This window comes from Flavonifractor sp. DFI.6.63, assembly GCF_024462255.1.
Classification (GTDB): domain Bacteria; phylum Bacillota; class Clostridia; order Oscillospirales; family Oscillospiraceae; genus Lawsonibacter_A; species Lawsonibacter_A hominis.
In genome coordinates this window covers 17100-35923 of sequence record NZ_JANGBE010000013.1, presented here as the reverse complement: position 1 = coordinate 35923, position 18824 = coordinate 17100, and the positions used below count along the sequence as shown (strand labels likewise).

The 18824-nt window shown below is 50.1% G+C and carries 17 protein-coding genes and 3 pseudogenes; 10 read left to right on the top strand and 10 right to left on the bottom strand.

Annotation, left to right across the window (positions count from 1 at the left end):
* Positions 1-224 precede the first annotated feature (224 nt).
* The 7 genes from NE547_RS08725 to NE547_RS08690 all read right to left on the bottom strand — a co-directional run bounded on the left by NE547_RS08725 (position 225) and on the right by NE547_RS08690 (position 6758).
* Positions 225-650 (bottom strand): DUF3830 family protein, encoded by a 426-nt coding sequence (locus NE547_RS08725; protein ID WP_256175427.1) that lies wholly within the window; start codon positions 648-650, stop codon positions 225-227.
* 80 nt (positions 651-730) lie between these two features.
* Positions 731-2863 carry an acetate--CoA ligase family protein gene (locus NE547_RS18580; protein WP_256175425.1) on the bottom strand — a complete coding sequence of 711 codons (2133 nt, stop codon included), beginning with the start codon at positions 2861-2863 and terminating at the stop codon, positions 731-733.
* Between the two features lie 65 nt (positions 2864-2928).
* Entirely contained in the window at positions 2929-3132 is a 204-nt protein-coding gene (locus NE547_RS08715; RefSeq protein WP_256175519.1) for a 4Fe-4S dicluster domain-containing protein, read from the bottom strand.
* Between the two features lie 14 nt (positions 3133-3146).
* A complete protein-coding gene (locus NE547_RS18575; RefSeq protein WP_370866833.1) occupies positions 3147-4562 on the bottom strand; it encodes a 2-oxoacid:acceptor oxidoreductase family protein in 1416 nt (471 codons plus the stop codon).
* 1 nt (position 4563) lies between these two features.
* Positions 4564-5715, bottom strand: coding sequence for a 2-oxoacid:acceptor oxidoreductase subunit alpha (locus NE547_RS08700; RefSeq protein ID WP_256175423.1), 1152 nt, complete (start codon positions 5713-5715; stop codon positions 4564-4566).
* Positions 5716-5931: 216 nt separating this feature from the next.
* The gene (locus NE547_RS08695; protein WP_256175421.1) at positions 5932-6144 is read right to left on the bottom strand and encodes a 4-oxalocrotonate tautomerase family protein; all 213 of its coding nucleotides are present in this window, start codon (positions 6142-6144) and stop codon (positions 5932-5934) included.
* 44 nt (positions 6145-6188) lie between these two features.
* Complete coding sequence (locus tag NE547_RS08690; RefSeq protein ID WP_256175419.1) at positions 6189-6758, bottom strand: flavin reductase family protein; 570 nt, start codon at positions 6756-6758, stop codon at positions 6189-6191.
* Positions 6759-7572: 814 nt separating this feature from the next.
* On the opposite strand from NE547_RS08690, the gene NE547_RS08685 reads away from it, so the two are divergent.
* On the top strand, positions 7573-8871 hold the full coding sequence (locus tag NE547_RS08685) for a sodium/glutamate symporter (protein WP_256175417.1): 1299 nt from the start codon (positions 7573-7575) through the stop codon (positions 8869-8871).
* A 163-nt stretch (positions 8872-9034) separates the two neighbouring features.
* Here NE547_RS08685 and NE547_RS08680 read toward each other — a convergent pair whose 3' ends face one another.
* Positions 9035-9817 carry an IclR family transcriptional regulator gene (locus NE547_RS08680; protein ID WP_256175415.1) on the bottom strand — a complete coding sequence of 261 codons (783 nt, stop codon included), beginning with the start codon at positions 9815-9817 and terminating at the stop codon, positions 9035-9037.
* 192 nt (positions 9818-10009) lie between these two features.
* Here NE547_RS08680 and NE547_RS08675 point away from each other — a divergent pair, with 192 nt between their 5' ends.
* From NE547_RS08675 to NE547_RS08655, 5 genes and pseudogenes are all read left to right on the top strand, one after another.
* Positions 10010-10444, top strand: a complete 435-nt coding sequence (locus NE547_RS08675) for a hypothetical protein (protein ID WP_256175413.1) — start codon at positions 10010-10012, stop codon at positions 10442-10444.
* Positions 10368-11120, top strand: coding sequence for an XdhC/CoxI family protein (locus NE547_RS08670; protein WP_256175411.1), 753 nt, complete (start codon positions 10368-10370; stop codon positions 11118-11120). Before NE547_RS08675 ends, NE547_RS08670 begins: the two co-directional genes overlap by 77 nt.
* Before the next feature lie 97 nt (positions 11121-11217).
* Positions 11218-11532, top strand: a complete 315-nt coding sequence (locus tag NE547_RS08665) for an imidazolonepropionase (protein WP_256175409.1) — start codon at positions 11218-11220, stop codon at positions 11530-11532.
* A 60-nt stretch (positions 11533-11592) separates the two neighbouring features.
* The gene (locus tag NE547_RS08660; RefSeq protein ID WP_256175407.1) at positions 11593-11853 is read left to right on the top strand and encodes an IS3 family transposase; all 261 of its coding nucleotides are present in this window, start codon (positions 11593-11595) and stop codon (positions 11851-11853) included.
* Between the two features lie 18 nt (positions 11854-11871).
* Positions 11872-12387 (top strand): annotated as a pseudogene (locus NE547_RS08655) (IS3 family transposase); the annotation flags it as partial.
* 229 nt (positions 12388-12616) lie between these two features.
* Here NE547_RS08655 and NE547_RS08650 read toward each other — a convergent pair.
* Positions 12617-12763, bottom strand: a pseudogene (locus NE547_RS08650) (IS5/IS1182 family transposase); the annotation flags it as partial.
* A 60-nt stretch (positions 12764-12823) separates the two neighbouring features.
* On the opposite strand from NE547_RS08650, the pseudogene NE547_RS08645 reads away from it, so the two are divergent.
* Positions 12824-13582 (top strand): annotated as a pseudogene (locus tag NE547_RS08645) (IS5 family transposase).
* A gap of 286 nt (positions 13583-13868) precedes the next feature.
* On the opposite strand, the gene NE547_RS08640 reads toward NE547_RS08645, so the two are convergent.
* Positions 13869-15215: a sigma-54-dependent Fis family transcriptional regulator gene (locus NE547_RS08640; protein WP_256175405.1), complete on the bottom strand. Its 1347-nt coding sequence runs from the start codon at positions 15213-15215 to the stop codon at positions 13869-13871.
* 294 nt (positions 15216-15509) lie between these two features.
* Here NE547_RS08640 and NE547_RS08635 point away from each other — a divergent pair, with 294 nt between their 5' ends.
* From NE547_RS08635 to NE547_RS08625, 3 genes are read left to right on the top strand one after another with little or no spacing between them, the layout of a single operon-like run.
* On the top strand, positions 15510-15845 hold the full coding sequence (locus tag NE547_RS08635) for a UxaA family hydrolase (protein ID WP_186906885.1): 336 nt from the start codon (positions 15510-15512) through the stop codon (positions 15843-15845).
* Between the two features lie 13 nt (positions 15846-15858).
* Positions 15859-17049, top strand: a complete 1191-nt coding sequence (locus NE547_RS08630) for a UxaA family hydrolase (RefSeq protein WP_186906884.1) — start codon at positions 15859-15861, stop codon at positions 17047-17049.
* A gap of 12 nt (positions 17050-17061) precedes the next feature.
* Positions 17062-18822, top strand: a complete 1761-nt coding sequence (locus NE547_RS08625) for a choline/carnitine O-acyltransferase (RefSeq protein ID WP_186906883.1) — start codon at positions 17062-17064, stop codon at positions 18820-18822.
* The last annotated feature ends 2 nt before the right edge of the window (positions 18823-18824 follow it).

The window sequence follows — 18824 nt, the reverse complement described above, 5'->3', positions numbered from 1 at the left end:
TCTTTCATCCAGATACGCTAACACCTTTCAAACAAGGCCCAAAGCGCATATTTATCTCATGCATTTCCGTCCTCTCCGCGGAACCAGCACATCTTTGGTTCCGCGGAGAGGGGGATATCAAATTTCAAGCAGACGTGAAACCTCTCTGGTTTCGCGGCACCCTTGCGCTGAAGCCGCGTTGTCGATGGGAACCGACTTATCTTCTGCACCCTCTGTTGCAGAACTCAGTCCTCTTCAACCAGTTCGATCGTCACCTTCTCAGGGCAGTGGCCCCATACCCGATCGCCGATCTCCTCAAACAGCGGGAAATACTTGTCCTCAACCTGGGCCAAATAAATCTCATCGTTCGAGCTCTTAATTTCACGGCGGTAGCTGTAGAACATATGCATTGCATGCTGCGGATGATTGCGATTGCCCAGGGTGACCGTAATCATGCCGACCCACTTGCGGCCGACCAGGTTTTCGGGCGTCACGTTCTCAAGGCCGGTATTGATAAACATGGCAGGCCCGGCATATCGTCCATGGAGCATATCATCGGTACGGGGCAGCGTAGCGCAAAACTGAGCGACCATATTAGGCGCGTCCTTCTCATTTAGTACAGCATAGACAACGCCGCCGCGCTCAAAGGTCAGTTTCAACTTCTTTGCCATCATTCGTTCCTCCTAAAATTTTTTATATTTGAAAACCAGTTGGAACCCCGTTTTTCCATTGGAAGCACAAACTGCACCTATCACTTCAGTACGATCAGTGCGTCGCCTGCCTTGGCGCCCTTCTCCTCTGGATATGCAAACAGCGGATTGATATCGAGTTCTGAAATGTAATCCTTCAGCTCCAGAGAAAGCTTGGATATCTTTATAATGGTATCGACAATGGCCTCCTGGTCCGAAGCTGCCTTGCCGCGGGCTCCATCCAAAATTTTCTTCCCCCGAATATCATAAAGCATACTCACGGCTTCCTCACGGTCGATGGGCGCCACACGGAGAGCCACATCCTTGAATACTTCCACAAAAATACCGCCCAGCCCGAAGGCGATTGCAGGTCCGAACATAGGATCATATTTCAGGCCGATCAGCGTTTCTGCGGTGTATTGCTCCATCTTCAACACAAGAAGCCCGTCAATGTTTACCCCTGCCCCCAGCGCGGCGCGGACATTTTCCACAATCTTTCCGTAAGCCGAAATTACCTCGTTCCGGGTTTTGATGTTCAGTATTACCCCGCCTACATCACTTTTGTGGGGAACATCGGACGAGTTTACTTTCATAACCACCGGATACCCAATCTGATCGGCAATTTGTGCGGCTTCTTCTGCACTGCGGGCAAGGTCTCCATCCACCACGGGGATATCAAATGCCTGAAGCACCTTTCGTGCTTCGTGTTCTGAGAGAAATTTTCGCTTTTCCGCTGTCGCCCGAAGCCATTGCTTCAGTTCATCGTAACAAGCAGGCGGCTCCTTTGCATCGACACATCTTTCATTTTGTTCCTTCTTCCCCTGAAGGAACAGACGATAGCCAACCATCTTGCCGACGGCTTTGATCCCGCGGATCGGTTCACCAAAGGTCATAACATTGTTCTTTTTGAGCTCCTGAATTGCGTCCTCCGGACCTGCAACCCACGTAACCACCAGCGGTTTATCAGTCGCGTTGGCAATTTCCGCGATTTTTCGGGCAATATTCAGTCCAGTTCCCTTTAGTAATCCGAGATAAATAATCAGCACATCCGCATTGGCATCTTTCAGGCAAATGTCGATCGCATCACCGAACAAACTCGGATCGCCCACTGCCTGAGCGGTAACGTCCACCGGATTTTTGACAGAAGCGAAGGCCGGAAGGACCTTTTTCAGGCTAGTCTCGGTCTCCGGAGCAAATTCGGTCAGTGTCAGACCATACTCCTCGCACTTATCCGCCATCATCGCACCGGCACCTCCGGAAATCGTGATGATGGCCACGCGGTTCCCATTAATCTTCTTCTTTTGTGACAGGACTGCGGAATAATCCAGCAGTTCATTCAAGTCTGTGGCCTGAACGACGCCCTTCTGTCGGAAAACAGCCTCATAGACCTGATAATTCCCCGCCAACGCACCGGTGTGCGACATAGCCGCCTTGGAACCGGACTGTGTCTTACCAACCTTCATGAGCACAACCGGCTTTTCTTTCTCTAGGCAAACGTCCAACGCATGCAGAAATTTGTCTCCATCCCGAACGTCCTCAATATACCCGGCAATGACGGATGTGTTATCATCCCTCGCGACATACTCGATGCAGTCGTTCACTTGGATATCGACCTCATTGCCAGTAGTAATCCAATAATTGAACCCCATACCCATGGCCTGAGCCATTCCGAGTATATGATTTCCAAAGGCACCGCTTTGCGACAGCAGTGAGATTGGCCCCGGAATAATATCTTTCTGCTCCAAGATGGAGGCAAACGTAGCCGGGATCTTTTCTGTAATATTTATCATTCCCAAGCAGTTGGGACCAAGAATGCACATACCGCTCTCTTTTGCCAGTTTGGCCATTTCTTGCTGCATTGCCTTGCCCTTTTCACCGACCTCGCTGAATCCTGCTGTCAAGACAACGGCGGATTTGATCCCCTGCTTGACGCACTTCCGAAGCGCCTCTAACGTGACGGCGGCGGGCACGGCAATGATGACAAGATCCACGCCCATGGGGATATCCTCCACGCTGTGGTAGCACTTCACCCCCTGCACCATATCGTAGTTGGGATTAATCGGGTAAATTTCTCCCGGGTACCCCTGTTCCAGCAGGTAGCGCAGCGGTCTCCCACCGACTTTAATCGGATTGCTGGATACGCCGTATATCGCTATGGATTTGGCTTTGAAAATAGAGTCAAACGATTTCTTCACAACGATTTATCTCCTTAAGTAAAAACAAACGGGTCCTCACTCATTCTTTTGCCCTCCAGCGGATCTTAATCGCCGAACACCAGCTTGATTGCAAAATCCGGACATCTGTAATCACAGCTTAGGCAACCGACACAGGCCTCTGGGAACTTGACAATACACTTCCCCTCAAAATCCGCTTCAAAAACTTTCTTGGGGCAAAACGCCACGCACAGACCGCAACCCTTGCATCTGGCCGCATTTACTACCGGTACGCATTTCTGTTGCGCCATCATCCATCCACCCCTTACTTTTGATAGAGCTCTTGGGCCCACTTATAGCCGGCACGCAGAGCATTCATGTTCATTTCCCGGAAGGCGGCCGGCACTCTTGCGCTGACAGCTTCTTCAAAGAGTTCAAAATCAATGGTCTCAAACAGGTAGGCCAGCATGCCAAGAGCGGCCACATTGGCGCAAACCGTGGTACCGAACTCCTTTTTCGTCAGTTCAGTAATGGGGCATTCGTAAATCCTGGCATTCACAGAAGAAAGTTTTTTTACATAAGTAGTATCTGCGATAATGACACCACCCGGCTTCACAGAATCCGCAAATTTATCATAGGACTGCTGTGTCATCGCAAGCAGGATATCAGGATTTTTAACCTCAGGGAAGTAAATTTCATCCTGACTCAAAATGACTTCAGAACGGGACGCACCGCCGCGCGCTTCCGGTCCGTAAGACTGCGAATGCGTCGCCTTGATGCCAAAGCGGATGGCCGCTTCCACCAAGATGATGCCTGCTGTAATCAGGCCCTGACCGCCTGAACCGGTCAAGCGCAATTCCCGGCGTTCAAACTTTTTGGCACCAGCGGATGCCTTGATTTCAAGCGAATTGTTCGACGACTTCACGGTTTCTTTAACTCGCTCGAGCAGATCCTCATATTCAGTACAGAAGTCCGGGCGCGGCTCATTTTTCAGCACTCCCGTCACGATCTTACCTTCCAGCTCCTCTGCCGTCATTTTCTTTGCCTGCTCTACCGGGACGGCACTATCCCGCAGTCCCTCATACATCTTCACAGGTGACTTGTACTTGTTGCGCCGACCATAACTGGTGGGACAGGGATCAATGCATTCAATTAAACTGAAGCCCTTGTTTCGCATCCCCTGCTCGATCAAGTTCATCATCTGGGGGACATGATAAGCGGTTGTACGTGCTACAAAAGTAGCGCCAGCTGCCTGAGCCACACCGCAGACATCCAACTCGGGTTCGATATTCCCATAGGGAGAGGTGGCAGTAAGTGCCATATAGGGTGTAGTGGGAGAAACCTGACCGCCCGTCATACCATAAATATGATTGTTCATAACGATCACAGTCATGTCGATATTTCGCTTTGCGGCGTGAATCAGATGATTGCCGCCAATCGCGCTGCAGTCACCATCGCCCAGGAACAACACCACATGCATATCCGGGCGGTTCAGCTTCATACCGGTGGCAAATGCAACCGCTCTTCCGTGGGTAGTCTGGATACCGTTAAAATCGCAGTAGGAGGGGGCGCGGGAAGAGCAGCCAATACCAGACACAGCGATTACGTCGTCTTTCTTCCATCCCATTTTCTGGATTGCCCGGATAGCCGCTTTCATTACGATACCATGGCCGCAGCCAGGACACCAGATGGTAGGAAATGCGTTTTCTCTCAGATAGGATTCAACATCTACATTGACCATATCACTTTTCCTCCATGATGGCTTGCACGATTCGGTCCGGATGAATCATGATGCTGCCCAACTCGTTGATTTTTATGACCTTTGCCTGTAGCCCGCCTTGATATAAAACGCGCATCGTCTCGTCGGCATACTGGCCACGGTTCATTTCTGGAATGATGATGGTACGTGCAGTTTGGGCCGCCTTTAGGAACGGTGCTTCCGGAAATGGCCAAACGCTGATGGGGCGGAAGAAGCCTGCCTTTATGCCGTTAGCCCTGGCCTCCCACACGGCCTGCTTTGCAGAACGTGCAGAACAGCCATAGGCCATTACAAGGATCTCGGCATCTTCAGTATAGGCTGTCTCATAACGTTCAATATCCGTACGGTTTATCTCAATCTTTTCGTGCAGGCGGTTAATCAGATAGGACGCAACATCCGGGTGCTGCAGCTTAGGCAGTCCAGTTTCATCATGGACGCAGCCAGTGATATAATGGCGATATCCGTCACCCATATTTGCCATAAGCGGTACATCATTTTTTTCCGGCGCATAAGGCAGATATCGTTCTGGTGCACAGGTAGGCTTTGCGCGGGAAATTCGCGTTACTGTGCTATAGTCAGGTAGCTCAACCTTCTCGCGGAGGTGTCCGATGATAGCGTCCGTCAGCAGCGTCACCGGCATACGATACTTTTCCGCCAAATTAAAGCAGTCGATCGTCAGATAAAACATCTCCTCCACCGTGGAGGGGGCCAGTGCAATCACAGGGTGATCGCCGTGAGTACCCCAGCGGGCCTGCATAATGTCCGCCTGACCGGGTAGTGTAGCCAAGCCGGTGGAGGGTCCGCCGCGTTGTACACAGGCAATCACACAGGGCACCTCAGACATGGCGGCGTACCCCATATTTTCCTGCAACAGGGTAAACCCCGGACCGCTGGACGCTGTCATAGCTTTTGCACCGGTCAAAGAGGCGCCGACAACAGCGCCCATACAGCCCAATTCATCCTCCATTTGAATAAACCTGCCGCCTGTCATCGGCAGCCGATAGGACATGACCTCGGCGATCTCCGTCGCCGGAGTAATGGGATAACCTGCAAAGAAATTTGCGCCAGCGGCAATTGCGCCCTCAGCGCAGGCTTCATTTCCCTGCATCAGCATTACGCGTTTCTTTTCTTCCAAAATTCGCTCTCTCCTTTCATGGTTAATGACAGTCTCCAGCCTTCCCATGTGGCTTTCAACAAAATCGGTTTTAAAGCAGGTATAAACGTCTCCCTAATGAAGGGGCCGGGAGTGGGGAAATATTTCCCCGCTCCCGGCGTTTTGGGGGAGGCCTTTATACTCGAACCACAATTTTATGAGTACCGGTATAAAATTTTGACAAAAGGCGCCAACTTTTTACTTCTCTTCCTTTGCGCGAGCAGCACGCTCCTCCGCCACAGAAATACCTCCCGTATAATAAGAAGCGGGATTTGTTTCACGGAACACGACATTCACCCAGTCAGGCGGACAATTCAGTACATCCACAAAGGCATTGGTAATTTTCTTGGCAATTTCATTTTGCTGCTCCAGCGTTCGGCCGGCCAGCCACTTCACTTCACATCTGGGCATGTTCTTTCTTCCTTTCTTAAATAGCGGTATGGTTTTCAGCAGATTCAGACCTGATCTTTCGTTAGAGGCGCCTTGGTGCCATGATCGAGGATCCCATATTTCATGCCGCCCAAAAACTGAATCAGGCGTGCCTTATCCTCACCTAAGACAATCCCATTATCAAAATATCCCTCAGTGACAGAGGCGGCCACGATTTCTCCAATAAACAAGGTATGTACACCCACGTCAACGGTCTTGATGACTTTACACTCGACATGGCCCCAACACTCATCAATTAGCGGGGCCTTTACGGCCTGCGCAGGTACGGCAGTCAGGCCGGTCTCCTTAAACTTGTCCACATCCCGGCCGGATTTGCGCCCGGTAAATTGAGTCTCATACAACAACTCGGGACCCGGAATATTGACAACAAACTCGCCGCTGTTCTTAATCATGTCATAGGAATAACGCTTGGGAGACACGCTGATCATAACGCAGTTTGGATCTGTGGTGACAGGGGCAATGAAGGTAATCGCAATAATGTTCTGCTTATCATCGTCCGCACAGGTAACCATAGATGCTGTTACGGGGTAGCAGAGTAATTTGCCTTGCGCAGGTGTCAAGCTGACTTTTTTCATAATAGATGCGCGCTTCCTTTCTGTTTTGAACATAATCCTCTCCATTTTTCGAGAGGTCCTTCGCTATTTCGGAACTGACAGCGTTTGTGGAAAACCGTCTGCAATTCGTGCACATGCCGCTGGCATCACCCCTGTATTCATTTTACATTTGCCGTCAAAACATTCCTTTGCGTTCATTGTTATTCTTCGGCGATTCTACTTCTTAATAATATTCCTCAATTACAAGAAAGTCAATATAAAAATATCATTTTTTCTTTCATTGATATATAAAATAATATTCGTATATATATCGTTTTGAATCGTTCTGTGCTTATCCAGTGTGCTTCTCAAAACCAAAATATCCCTTTTCCACGCTTTTTGCGCTTTTTATGCACACGTTCTTTTCAAATATCTGTATCTTTAAATGTGCAGCATTGACTTAAAATCGGTATTTTTTCTTTTTTAGCCCATTTTTAACAGCTCTTTTATAGTAACAGAAACCAAAAAGTTGTTAATTTGCCTTCACTTGCTTCGCTTTAAAATTATATAGGTGTGCTCTATTTATTTTTATTTAAATAATTTTATACATATATTGTTGACATTTTAATCACTATGTTATATATTCTTATTGTCGATTTTCTGATTTGCACTGTTCAATGCCTAGTTTTATGCCTTTGGCCGCTATTCCATTTGCTTCTTGTCGACAGCGCATACATTGCTTTTAGGGGGGTGATTCTACGGACAAATCCTATTCTGCCCGCTTATCTTGATTACGCGGCATACGTTCACACTTAATCACCAGCGCACCATTTTTACTTAAGAGGAGAGAGAAAAAATGCTGAACCCGTTGATTCTTTTAATGGTATTCCTCCTGGCTGGCTTTGTGATCCGCGAAGTAATTACCCCGCTGAAAAAACTGTATATCCCCGCCAGCATGATTGGTGGTATCCTGGCGTTGGTTATGGGTCCTCAAGTGCTTGGGCTGATTGAAATTCCCGAAGTGTGGGGAAAACTGGCTTCCCCTATGGTCAACATCGTAATTGCCTGCATGATTTTCGGTATCACCATCAAACGCGGCGCTTTTAAAGGTCTTGGTAACACGATTGTCTGCACCTTTTTTATTTATTGTGCACAGGTTGCCGTCGGTGCACTGTGCGGCGCCGGCCTGTCTAAGCTGTGGCCATCCCTGCCGATTCAGTGGGGCATCATGCCTGTATTCTGTTTCTATGGCGGCCATGGCGGTGCTGTCACCGCCGGCGATGCTTTCGCTTCTGCAGGCATCGCCAATATGACGGATCTAGGCATTCTGTTTTCCACGGTTGGTCTAATTGTTGCTCTGACCGTGGGCATGTTCTGGGTCAATTACGGCATTCGTAAGGGCTATGCTCAAAACGTAAAGGATATCTCTCATAACAAACTGGAAAAAGGTCCTCTTCCCGAGGATCAGCGTGCTTCTGTGGGCAAGACTACCGTTCCCACCAGCGGTGTTGCTGCGCTTGCCCTTCAGCTCGCTCTTATTTTGTTCAGCATTTGGGTTGGCGAAAAGATCATCACTCTTTTGGCCACACTTATCCCCGCTCTGAGCAAACTTCCCTCTCTGCTGTACGGCGTCATTGGCGCCTTCATTGTCTGGAATCTGATGGTAGCCACCAAAACAGATCGCTATGCCGACAAGACAACCATCAATTCTATCTCTAGTTTTGCGCTTGAAATCTGCATCTGTGCCGCCACTGCCACCCTGAATCTAAAGTTCATTGCCGCCAACTTGGTTCCCATCCTAATCATTTGCGTTGTAATGACCATTCTCGTCAGCGTATTCGCCATGGTCCTTTGCCGCCGTTGGATGAACCGGGATTGGTTTGAATTTGCAATGAACCGCTTCGGCTCCTGCACCGGTGTAAGCGCAACCGGCTGGGCACTGTTCCGCTGCGTAGATCCGGACGGCAAGACCAGCGTCGCTCAGCAGGTCGGGCTCTGTTCCGCACTCGATACCCCCTTCTCTTCTACAATGATCGCTTTTCTGCCGCTGATTGCAACCGCATCTTTCTGGCCGGTTGCAGGCGTATTTAGTCTTGCGACGGTTGTCCTGTTCCTGATTGGTGAACTCATCCTGAGAAAGGGCTGCCACAACTGACTCGCGGTCTTTCCTTTTCCGAATAGCCCTCCTGTCACTTGACAGCTATCCTCCACCAATGAGTGAAAAGGGCCCCCCGGTTTGAGTCTTTTCAGCTCAAACCGGGGGGCCCTTTCATTCATCTATACGTTATCCCCCGATGTCCTGTTTCTTATTTATGCTACTAGGGGCGCTGAATGGCATTATAACCCAGGGTAGATGAGATTGTCCTTGCCAACAGGCGGATACTATCCGTAAGCATCGGCAGTTCATTCTCGATCTGCTCCCCGATTCCGGAAAAGCTCACCGATGCAATCACTTGTCCGGAAATATCCCGAATCGGTGCCGCTATACAGCAGCGCTGCAACATCAGTTCCTCATGTTCAAAAGCAATATCCTGTGCACGAATCTGCTCCAACTCCTTGCGCAATTTTTCCTTACTGTCAATCGTATGTGAAGTATAACGAACAAATTCCATCTCGTCTATCCAAGTCTCCACCAATTCGTTGGAAGAAAACGCCAGTAGAACTTTGCCGGATGCAGACGCATACGCAGGAAATACGTAACCCATAATCATTTTAGGAAGCAGTGAAACATCTTTTGACAGTAAAACCACTGCAACTCCCGGAGGTTTGAGTACGCATATGTTAATTCGAATTCCCAGCTTTTCCGCCATGTTACGGACATATTCTTCCGCAGCATATAGAAACGGATAACGATAGCGGTAAACCTGTGCCAGATCCAAGAATTTATACCCTATATAAAACTTTCCCGTTATAGCGTCCTTTTCGATATAATTGCGTTGCAACAAAGACTGCACCATCGAAGACGCAGTCACACGCGTGATTCCAAGTGTTTTGCTGATATCCGAAACATTCATGCCGCCGCCGTTCTTAGCAAGCATCTCCATCAGCTCAAGCGCACGATCTAGACTTTGCTGTGTGCTCATCGTTTTTGTCTTAGTCATAAAAGCACCTTAACCGTTCCTGTTTTTTAATGTATTATGCCGTGGAATGAAAATATCGCACATTCTCTTTATTAATTAGTTTACAACTATTTTCTGTGAATGTCAAAAGTTTTCCATGTTATACATCACAAAATATTCGTTATTGTAAATATTTCTGTGTGTGCATTCTGTTTTTGGGGAGCTAAGTGTCCAGTGTCACTTTTAATCAAAGATGCAGGCAACCTGGTCACTGACGTGGCAATACGACTGCACCGGGCCGTTTTCCCTGTTGTCATGACCGAGATCGCCCATCTTACTGCCATACGTCGCATCGTTGTATTCTTCCAGTGTATTTACAATAAAATGACGCAAGTCAAACGGATTACAGCCTATCGCGCAGGAGGCGTGCAGGATATCCGGATAATTTTAGCGCATGATGCGATTCCGATGTTGATCGATCCAACTGCAAAAATTTTAAGTTATAAGGCTTTCGATGCTGTAATTTATGCTATTCTAGCAAAACGCAATACCGGCACAAAGAAACATTTGTATTTTTTAGGAGGGATGGTATATGGATCGACTGATCATTTGCGGTGGCGGTCATGTCTCGTTAGAGGTTGTTCATATGGCCGCACGATTGGAATATGAAATAATTGTCATTGATGACCGTATCGAATTTGCCAATCCCAGACGTTTTCCACTCGCGAATCAGGTAATATGCTCCTCTTTTCTGGACGCATTAGATCAACTGGGCAGCCGCGGAAGTGACTACTATGTCATTCTTACTCGCGGCCACGCTTTTGATCGCGTCTGCCTGGAAAGGATTCTGAACGGCAGATATGCTTATGTAGGGATGATTGGCAGTAAAATTAAGGTTGCCGCTGTAATGAAATCCTTACAGGAGGCTGGTATCCCCCCAAAAACGTTAGAGGGGGTGCATTCCCCCATTGGCCTTTCTATTGGCGCACAAACACCTGCTGAGATTGCGGTATCTATTACAGCCGAACTAGTAAAACAGCGAGCCCACCGCGGTCCTAACGCAATGCCTCCACCAGATGAGCCCGGCATCTTATGCACGATTGTAAAAAAGAGTGGCTCCGCTCCACGGGGTGTAGGCACCTGGATGCATGTGCGACCAGATGGCACCTGTGTGGGCACCATTGGCGGAGGCACCGTGGAATATCAGACAAAGCTGGATGCTCTGGAGTTCTGGGCGCAGGGGCGCAGCGAGGCACGGCAGGTCTATGATTTGACTCACGCCGCTGCAGAACTGGGAATGGTGTGCGGCGGGAAAATTGAGGTAAGTATGGTCTGCAAAAAATAGTAGCATTGATTGCAAATTTTGAACAGGGCCAGTAAAAACGGACAGTGACAAAAGGCCCCCTGATGTAGGAAAATAAACTACATCAGGGGGTCTTGTTATGGGGAAACGGAATTACACACACGTTCAAGCGTTGCTGCCTGAAATCAAGGCTATGCCGGCAGAGGGAAAAACGCAGCGGGAAGTTGCGGGATACTATGGCTTCCAGAATAAGCAGGTGGTGAAAAGGCTGCTTGAGCGGGAGCGGAGAAAAGAACGCAAGCTGGAAGCCGGGATCCTTCCACGTCCAAAAGGACGGCCAAGGAAAGATGCTGCTCACAGAGACATTGCAGCAGAGCAGACCTTTGAGATCCAGCGACTGCGCATGGAGGACAAATTGCTGCGGGATTTTCTGCGGTCCGCAGGAAGGAGGTGAGGGCAAGGGTAAAATACCACATCATATTATCGTCACAGCGGCGTGTATCCGGTGCCCGTCATGTGGGCGTTTTTTGCAGTATCCAGAAGCGGCTGCTACGCCTTTGTCCATCGCCCGGGCAGGCCGGAGAAGGAGGCTGCTCTTGCAGAACGCATTGCACAGCAGCAGGAACGCAGCTTCCGGACTTACGGCTATCGGCAAATGTGGCTGTGGCTGAAAAGTCAGAACATTTTCCGCAATCCCAAAACTGTACTGAGGATCATGAAGAAGTATGATCTGCTGTCTGAGATCCGCCGCCGCAGGAAATGGACGCAGATGTGACAGCGGCTTCACAAATATGAGAATTTGCTCAGCAGAGATGTTCATGCGGACAGTCCCAACCGCAAATGGGTAACGGACATCTCTTATATCCACACCAAACAGGGGGTGCTGTATCGTTCCATGATTCGGGACCTCTGCGATAACAGCATTGTGGCCTGCAAGACCGGGAGGCGGCAGACTGTAAATCTGGTCCTGGACACCATTTGTCCGGCGATGAAGAAAGAGAAAAAGAGGGTCGCTGCGGGACTCTGCCTCCACAGCGGCCAGGGATTTCAGTACGCCCCACAAGCATACTTCAATCTGACTCAAGCATACGGCATTACGCTTTCCATGTCAAGGAAAGGCAACCCATATGATAATGCCATGGCGGAAAATTTCTTCTCCATTCTTAAAACAGAGTGCATTTACCGCCGCAAACCGGCGGCTTTCTCTGAAGCCAACGAGAGGATTGACCGCTATATTCACTTTTACAACCATGAGCACATTCAGCTAAAGACTGGAGAGGCGCCGCTTGCGCGTCGCCTCTCCACATAAAACTCAATAGTTCCTACCAGGGCCCCTTTTTGTACGGTCCGCACAACCTGGGGCAGTTCAGTAGTACTTTCATTTTCCTACATTAGGGGGCGTTTTGTCTATTGTCCGTTTTTACTGGTTCGGTTCAATGACAAGTCGGATGCTTCCTTCCTGGCCTTTGTGTATCTTGCCTCCATTGCTATCTTGTTGGTTTAACACAATCTCTGCCTTTTTTCGGACAAGCCTTAATTTAAGCTACCAGGCAGGGCCTGTCAGCCAGAATCAGGTCTGCTAAAGCGAACAGCATATTCAGTTTTGCTGTCTGTTTTGGCATACCTCGGTATCGTGTCTTTCAATACCGGAATTGTTGTTTTACGACGACAACTACATGCTCGACTTAGGGCTTGTTTGAAAAATAAAAGTTGCACAACAAACCAAGTTATGCGAAGCTAAGGGCATGAAACGATATGAATTAACAAAAAAACAATGGGAACGAATCAAGCCGCTGCTGCCACGGGAAGAAACGGGGAAGCGGGGCCGTCCCCGGAAGGATAACCGGACCATGCTCAACGGGATGCTCTGGATTGTCCGGAGCGGTGCTCAGTGGCGTGAGCTGCCGGCGGCCTATGGCCCCTGGCAGTCTGTGTACGCGCGATTCTCCAAGTGGCGGGATGACGGCACACTGGAGGCGGTATTTCACGCGCTGTCCGGGGACGCGGACATGGAGAATCTGAGCGTAGACTCCACTGTGTAAAGGTACATGAAAGCGCAAATGGCGGGGAAAAAAACAGCGGATAAGGCGGTTGGCCGTACCAGAGGTGGGTGGAACACAAAACTCCACGCGGTAGTGGACGGTTTGGGAAACCCGGTGGAGTTCCTTCTCTCCGCTGGAAATGACCACGATTCGGTTCACGCTGTTGAACTATTGGAAAAAGTCAGGATCAGAGGGAGTGCCGTACTGGCAGACCGGGCATATGGTGCTCGGGCAATTCGGGAATATATCTCAGCGCACGGGGCCAGTTATGTGATCCCGCCGCAAAGCAACGTTTCTGATCCTTGGCCGGTTGACTGGCACCTGTATAAGGAGCGCCATCTGGTGGAGTGTTTTTTCCAGAAAATCAAGTGGTTTCGCAGAATCGCCACCAGATATGGCAAGTCGGATGCTTCCTTCCTGGCCCTTGTGTATCTTGCCTCCATCGCTATTTTGTTGCTTTAGCACAATCTCCACCTTTTTTCAAACAAGCCCTAAATTTTGTTGCATGACTGTAGGTACCGGCGTGTTTAGAATTAGGGCCAAGAGGAACGCTGGCCGCTGATGACCAATTTTTGAGTCTCATTGGTATCCGCATGGGGTCGAGTTATTATGCGGCGTACATCACATGTTTTGCCAGTATCTTTATAAATAGACCTTAACGTGAGCAAGCAGAGTTGCAACCCCTAGAGGGACTGCAACTCTGCTTGCTCTTTGTGATATGTTTTTGCAACGAACCGCTTTTTCCTGTTCAAAGCCTATATTTTCGAATTAGTTTAACCGCACGGGTCTGACTGATGGACAAATCTGTCGCTACGCCGCGGCTGGAGGGGTGCTTTTGGTAGGAATTAAGAATCATCTGCCGCTCCAACTCCTCCAGCGCACCGTCCAGTGATGTAGGGAACTGAGTCAGCGTCTGATCATAGCTAACCACGGAGAAGATGTTTTTGGGCAGGTGGTGCGGCTCAATAGAGAAGTCATCTACCATGACGGTGATGCGCTCAATCACATGTCGTAGCTCCCGGACATTACCCTTCCATGCGTAGGAGAGCAGCAACGGAATGGTATCTTTGGAGAACGTATGGGACTTTCCGTACTGTGTGTCAAACTGGTTAAGAAAATAGGTGGCCAGAGGTATAATATCCTTTTTGCGCTGACGCAGTGGCGGGATGGTCAATTCAAAGATATTCAGACGATAGTAGAGATCCGCTCGGAATTCATTGCTTTCGATGAGCTTTGTCAGGTCCTTATTGGTGGCGGCGACAATTTTGACATCGATCTTCACCGGAGCGGTGGCACCGATGGGCAGAATTTCTTTCTCTTGAATGGCACTGAGCAACTTCGCTTGAGCAGAAAACGGCAGCTCTGAAATCTCATCCAGCAGCAGGGTGCCGTGGTTTGCAGCCTCGAACAACCCCGTTTTGCCGCCGCTCTTGGCACCGGTAAAGGCGCCCTTGACATAGCCAAAGAGCTCGGATTCCACTAGTTCTCTAGGCAGGCTTGCACAGTTTACCGAGATAAAAGGCTTATCCTGGCGATCACTGATCTTGTGCATATACTTAGCCAAGGCAGTTTTGCCGGTACCCGACTCGCCTACAATCAGACAGTTGGCATCCGTTCGGCCTACCCGCTGGATGCTGTCCATGATAGCCTTCATCTCATCGCTCTCATAGAGCAGTTCCGGGCGTAATTCGTCCGCGGAGGCAACGATCGCAGTATTTTCTCCGGTAAAGATCAGGTTGTCGCTGACAGTATCCCGCACGCTCATAACAACGAACTCGATTTCATTATTCCGATCAAAGATCGGGACAGCGACGGTAAACAGTTTGGAGCCCACAATCGTCTTCTGACGTATGGCATAGGCTTTTTTATCTCGGTAGACATGAGGCAGAATAGAGGTATCCCACCATTTATCGTGTTCAAAAATAGTAAGTTCTTTGCCAATCAGGTCGTCTGGCTCGAAACCGTAATGTCTAAGGCAGGCCTTGTTAATATAAACCATACGGTAATGGTTATCGTAGATGCATACTTCGTCATACAGTTCATCCACGAGACGGGCCAGGGTATCGGTGTCTAGGTATCGGTAGGTCCGGTCCATGAAACATTCCTCCTCCAATCACGCTTAGTCACAGTCCCATAGCCCTACTGTAGCACAGAATTCCAGGGGCCGCAAGCGAATTTGAATCGTTTTTAACTTGCGAGTTGTTTTCGACTCGAGCAAAATGTGGATTTGAATTGCGATCAACTCAAATTTACGACGTTTGCCGCCTTATGACGGCGGTATGCCTTGTCGCGTTTCCCTCCGGCTCTAAGTCTTGCGCTATTTTTTTCATGATTTGGCACCATATTTGCAATGGTATAAGGCAGAGCACAAAGCAAAGGAGGAAAACGTATGGAAAAACGCGCCATTCAAATGGACCCCCACGACAATGTAGCCACAGTCTTGTTTGATGTGCAGATCGGAGATATGGTTTGGGTGTATGACCAAAACCAGGTTTTGGTGGAAAGGGTTGTTGCACAAAGCCCCATTCTCAGCGGCAATAAGCTCGCGTTGAGCGACATGCCAGAAAAGAGCACCATGATCAAGTACGGAGAGAACGTCGGTGTAGTCATCAAACCCATCGCTAAGGGCCACCTGGTCCATGTTCATAACGTGCGCAGCATGCACCTGGACATTCCCGACTCCATCATCAGGGATATCATCAGCGTGATGAACATTACGGAATGAGGTGGAACGAAATATGAAATTTCAAGGTTATATTCGTCCCGACGGCAAGTTGGGTATCCGAAATAAGATACTGATTGTCGCACTGGACGAATGTTGTGATGGCCTGGCAAAACGTATCGCCGAGGGTCACCGGGATGTCGTGGTGCTGACCAACCATTACACTTGCATGCTGGGAGGCAATGAGGAGACCTTCTACCAAATGGTGGGCATATGTGCGAACCCCAATGTAGCGGCTGTGCTGGTGCTGGCCATGGGTTGCGGCAGCATCCTCATCAGTCACTTCGTCGATCACGCAAAGAAATGCGGAAAACCTATAGAATCGATCAACTGCATCGAGGTAGGCGGCACCAAGAAGTCCATCGCCCTGGGCCGAGAGAAACTTGAAAAGCTGATCGAATACGCACAGCAGGTTCCCAGGCGTGAGGGCACAGCCGCCGACCTGTTTGTGGGTATCAAGTGTGGTGGTAGCGATACCAGTTCGGGTATCGCATCCAACCCCAGCGTGGGCAAGGCCGCAGATATACTCTACGAGTTGGGCGCCACTACCGTGGCCGGAGAGCTCATTGAGCTGATGGGCTGTGAGGAACAGATTCAGCGGCGGGCCATCAGTCCTGAGGTGGCTGCGGATATCGCCGCAGCCTCAGATAATGAACTGAAGCGCTGGAACGTGGATGGCGCACCTGTGGAGTCCATGAGCATCGGGAACTGCATAGGAGGCTTGACCACCATTGAGGAAAAATCTTTCGGTGCCCTTCATAAGACCGGCAGTGCTCCTATCCAGGGCTTCCTGCAAATCAGCAACAGCGGCATCGACCATCCCGACAAGCCAGGCTTCTATCTCTCTGACGTCAGCCACCTCTGCGGTGGTGCAGGCACCAACTTCGCAGCGCTGGGCGTCCAGGTCGTCATGTGGACCAGCGGCGCTGCCGGCTTCGATAACGAGTTGGTCCCTGTTATCAAGGTCAGCGGTAACAAAGATCTGATTAACGACGACGTAGATGTGGATGCCACCGGCATTATGGACGGCAGCGATTCCGCCGCCCGGGTGGGGCAGCGCATCGTCGACAAGGTGGAGGCCGTCTGCAACGGAGAACCAACCGCCACCGAGGGCTTCGGCAGCAGCTTCCTAACCCTCTATCAGAAGGATGTGCGTGTGGAACAACTGCTCCGCTTGAAATACCCCCACTGCCCCATGGGATGCTGAGGTGAAGGAAATATGGACTGTATCAAATTCAACCTTTCCATTAAAAATAATGCAGGACTCCCTCACTACCCAAACCCCGGCTTGCGCGACACCCTGGAGCGCTATTTGAACTGGCTGGAGCCACTGGTCACCAAGGAAGAACTGGCACAGGCTATAAATGAAGTCGACGCATTCCAAGCATTAGAACAGTTTCCCCGCCTGGAGCGTAAGATGGACGAGTTGGCCGAAGGCTCTGATGACAGTTACATCTATAACTACTGGGTCAAGGGTCACCTGGGATTCCGCGACCCCATCTGCCCCTACACCAGTGTACCCATTCTCTATGACAATCCGACCCTCCGCAACCTGAGCCAGGCCGAAAAAGCTGCCGCCCTCCTCTTTGCCACGGCGGAGACCTATCGGGTATTCCGCCAGAAGGGCAACGGCGCTTATAACATTGGCCCAAAGACTTATTCTAATGACGAACTTTTCGGCGCATTAGCCTCTATCAACCACATTGCTCATGGCCAGGATGTCATGTATATCTCCGATGAGATATCCCGGCATAGTCTGGTCCTGTACAAGAACCACATCTATACCGTCGAGGTCATCACCCCCGAGGGGAAACCCATCCCTTACGGCAACCTGCGCTATAGCGTTGCTGCCATCCTGAACGATGCGACCCCTGGGCTGGAAGTCAACTTTAACACGGTCACTTCCGAACCGGAGCGTGATATGGCCGGCGACTTGCTGGCCGGGCTGCTGGCCATTCCCGGCAACGCTGAGGAGTATGAAGTAATCAAAAAGGCGATAGCCGTAGTAAACCTGGACACCTGTGCCCCCGAGACTGTGCTGCAAAAGCTTTATACCGCCTGCGGCGACCCGTTGTGGTTTAACCGCTTCCACGGCAAGGGAACTCAGTTCAACGTGGCGGTCAATGGCGCTATGTCTATGATCGTTGACCATACCTACTGCGACGGCGGCATTGAGGTCTATCTGGTCAAGCGGGTGGGTGAGATCCTGGGTGAGATGGACCTCACAGCTGGAACCGATCAAGCTGCATATCGCGAACTGCAATTCCATCTGGATAGCTTTGAAGATCGGCTGCGCCAGTGCTTTGCACGGTTCCGAAGTAAGATGAGCGCCTTTGATGCCCGTGTCGTCTCCTTCCCCGGTTTAAGCCGCACCGTTCTGAGAGAGCATGGGATTCTCTCCGGCGACGGATTCATGCACATTGCGTTCCAGGCTGCCCAACAGATGACCTGGAACGACATTCGCAACACCTATATCTCAGTGGACTGCCGCAAGTTCTTCCGCGGCCGAACAGAGGTCAATCGCCCGGTGACTCACGCCTCCAAGGCCTTTGTTGCAGCCCTGCTGGATGATTCCGTCTCAAAGGAAGAACGTCGTCGGCTGATGCTGGCGGCGTTGGATGCCCACCACGAGCGTACCAGGCAGGCACAGGCGGGAATGGGCGTCAACCGTTACCTGTTTGCCGTGCGTGAGGTTTGTAAGGACTACGCTCAAGAACTGGGCTTTGCCGAGCAGCCAGCCTTTTTCCGAAGCAAGGGCTTCGCCCGCATTTGCGAGGACAGGCTTTCCTGCACCTCCTTCGGCAACGATGACATGAAGGGGTGCTATTTCCCGCCTGTGATGCCTCACGGTTTGGGTATCTTCTATCATATCGACGAGGAGGCCTATGCTATCATCACTATGTTCCTGGAGGATGGTGATATGCTGGACCGCTTTGACGAAAATCTCCACACCGCCATCGCAAAAATCTTAGAGAGCTAAGA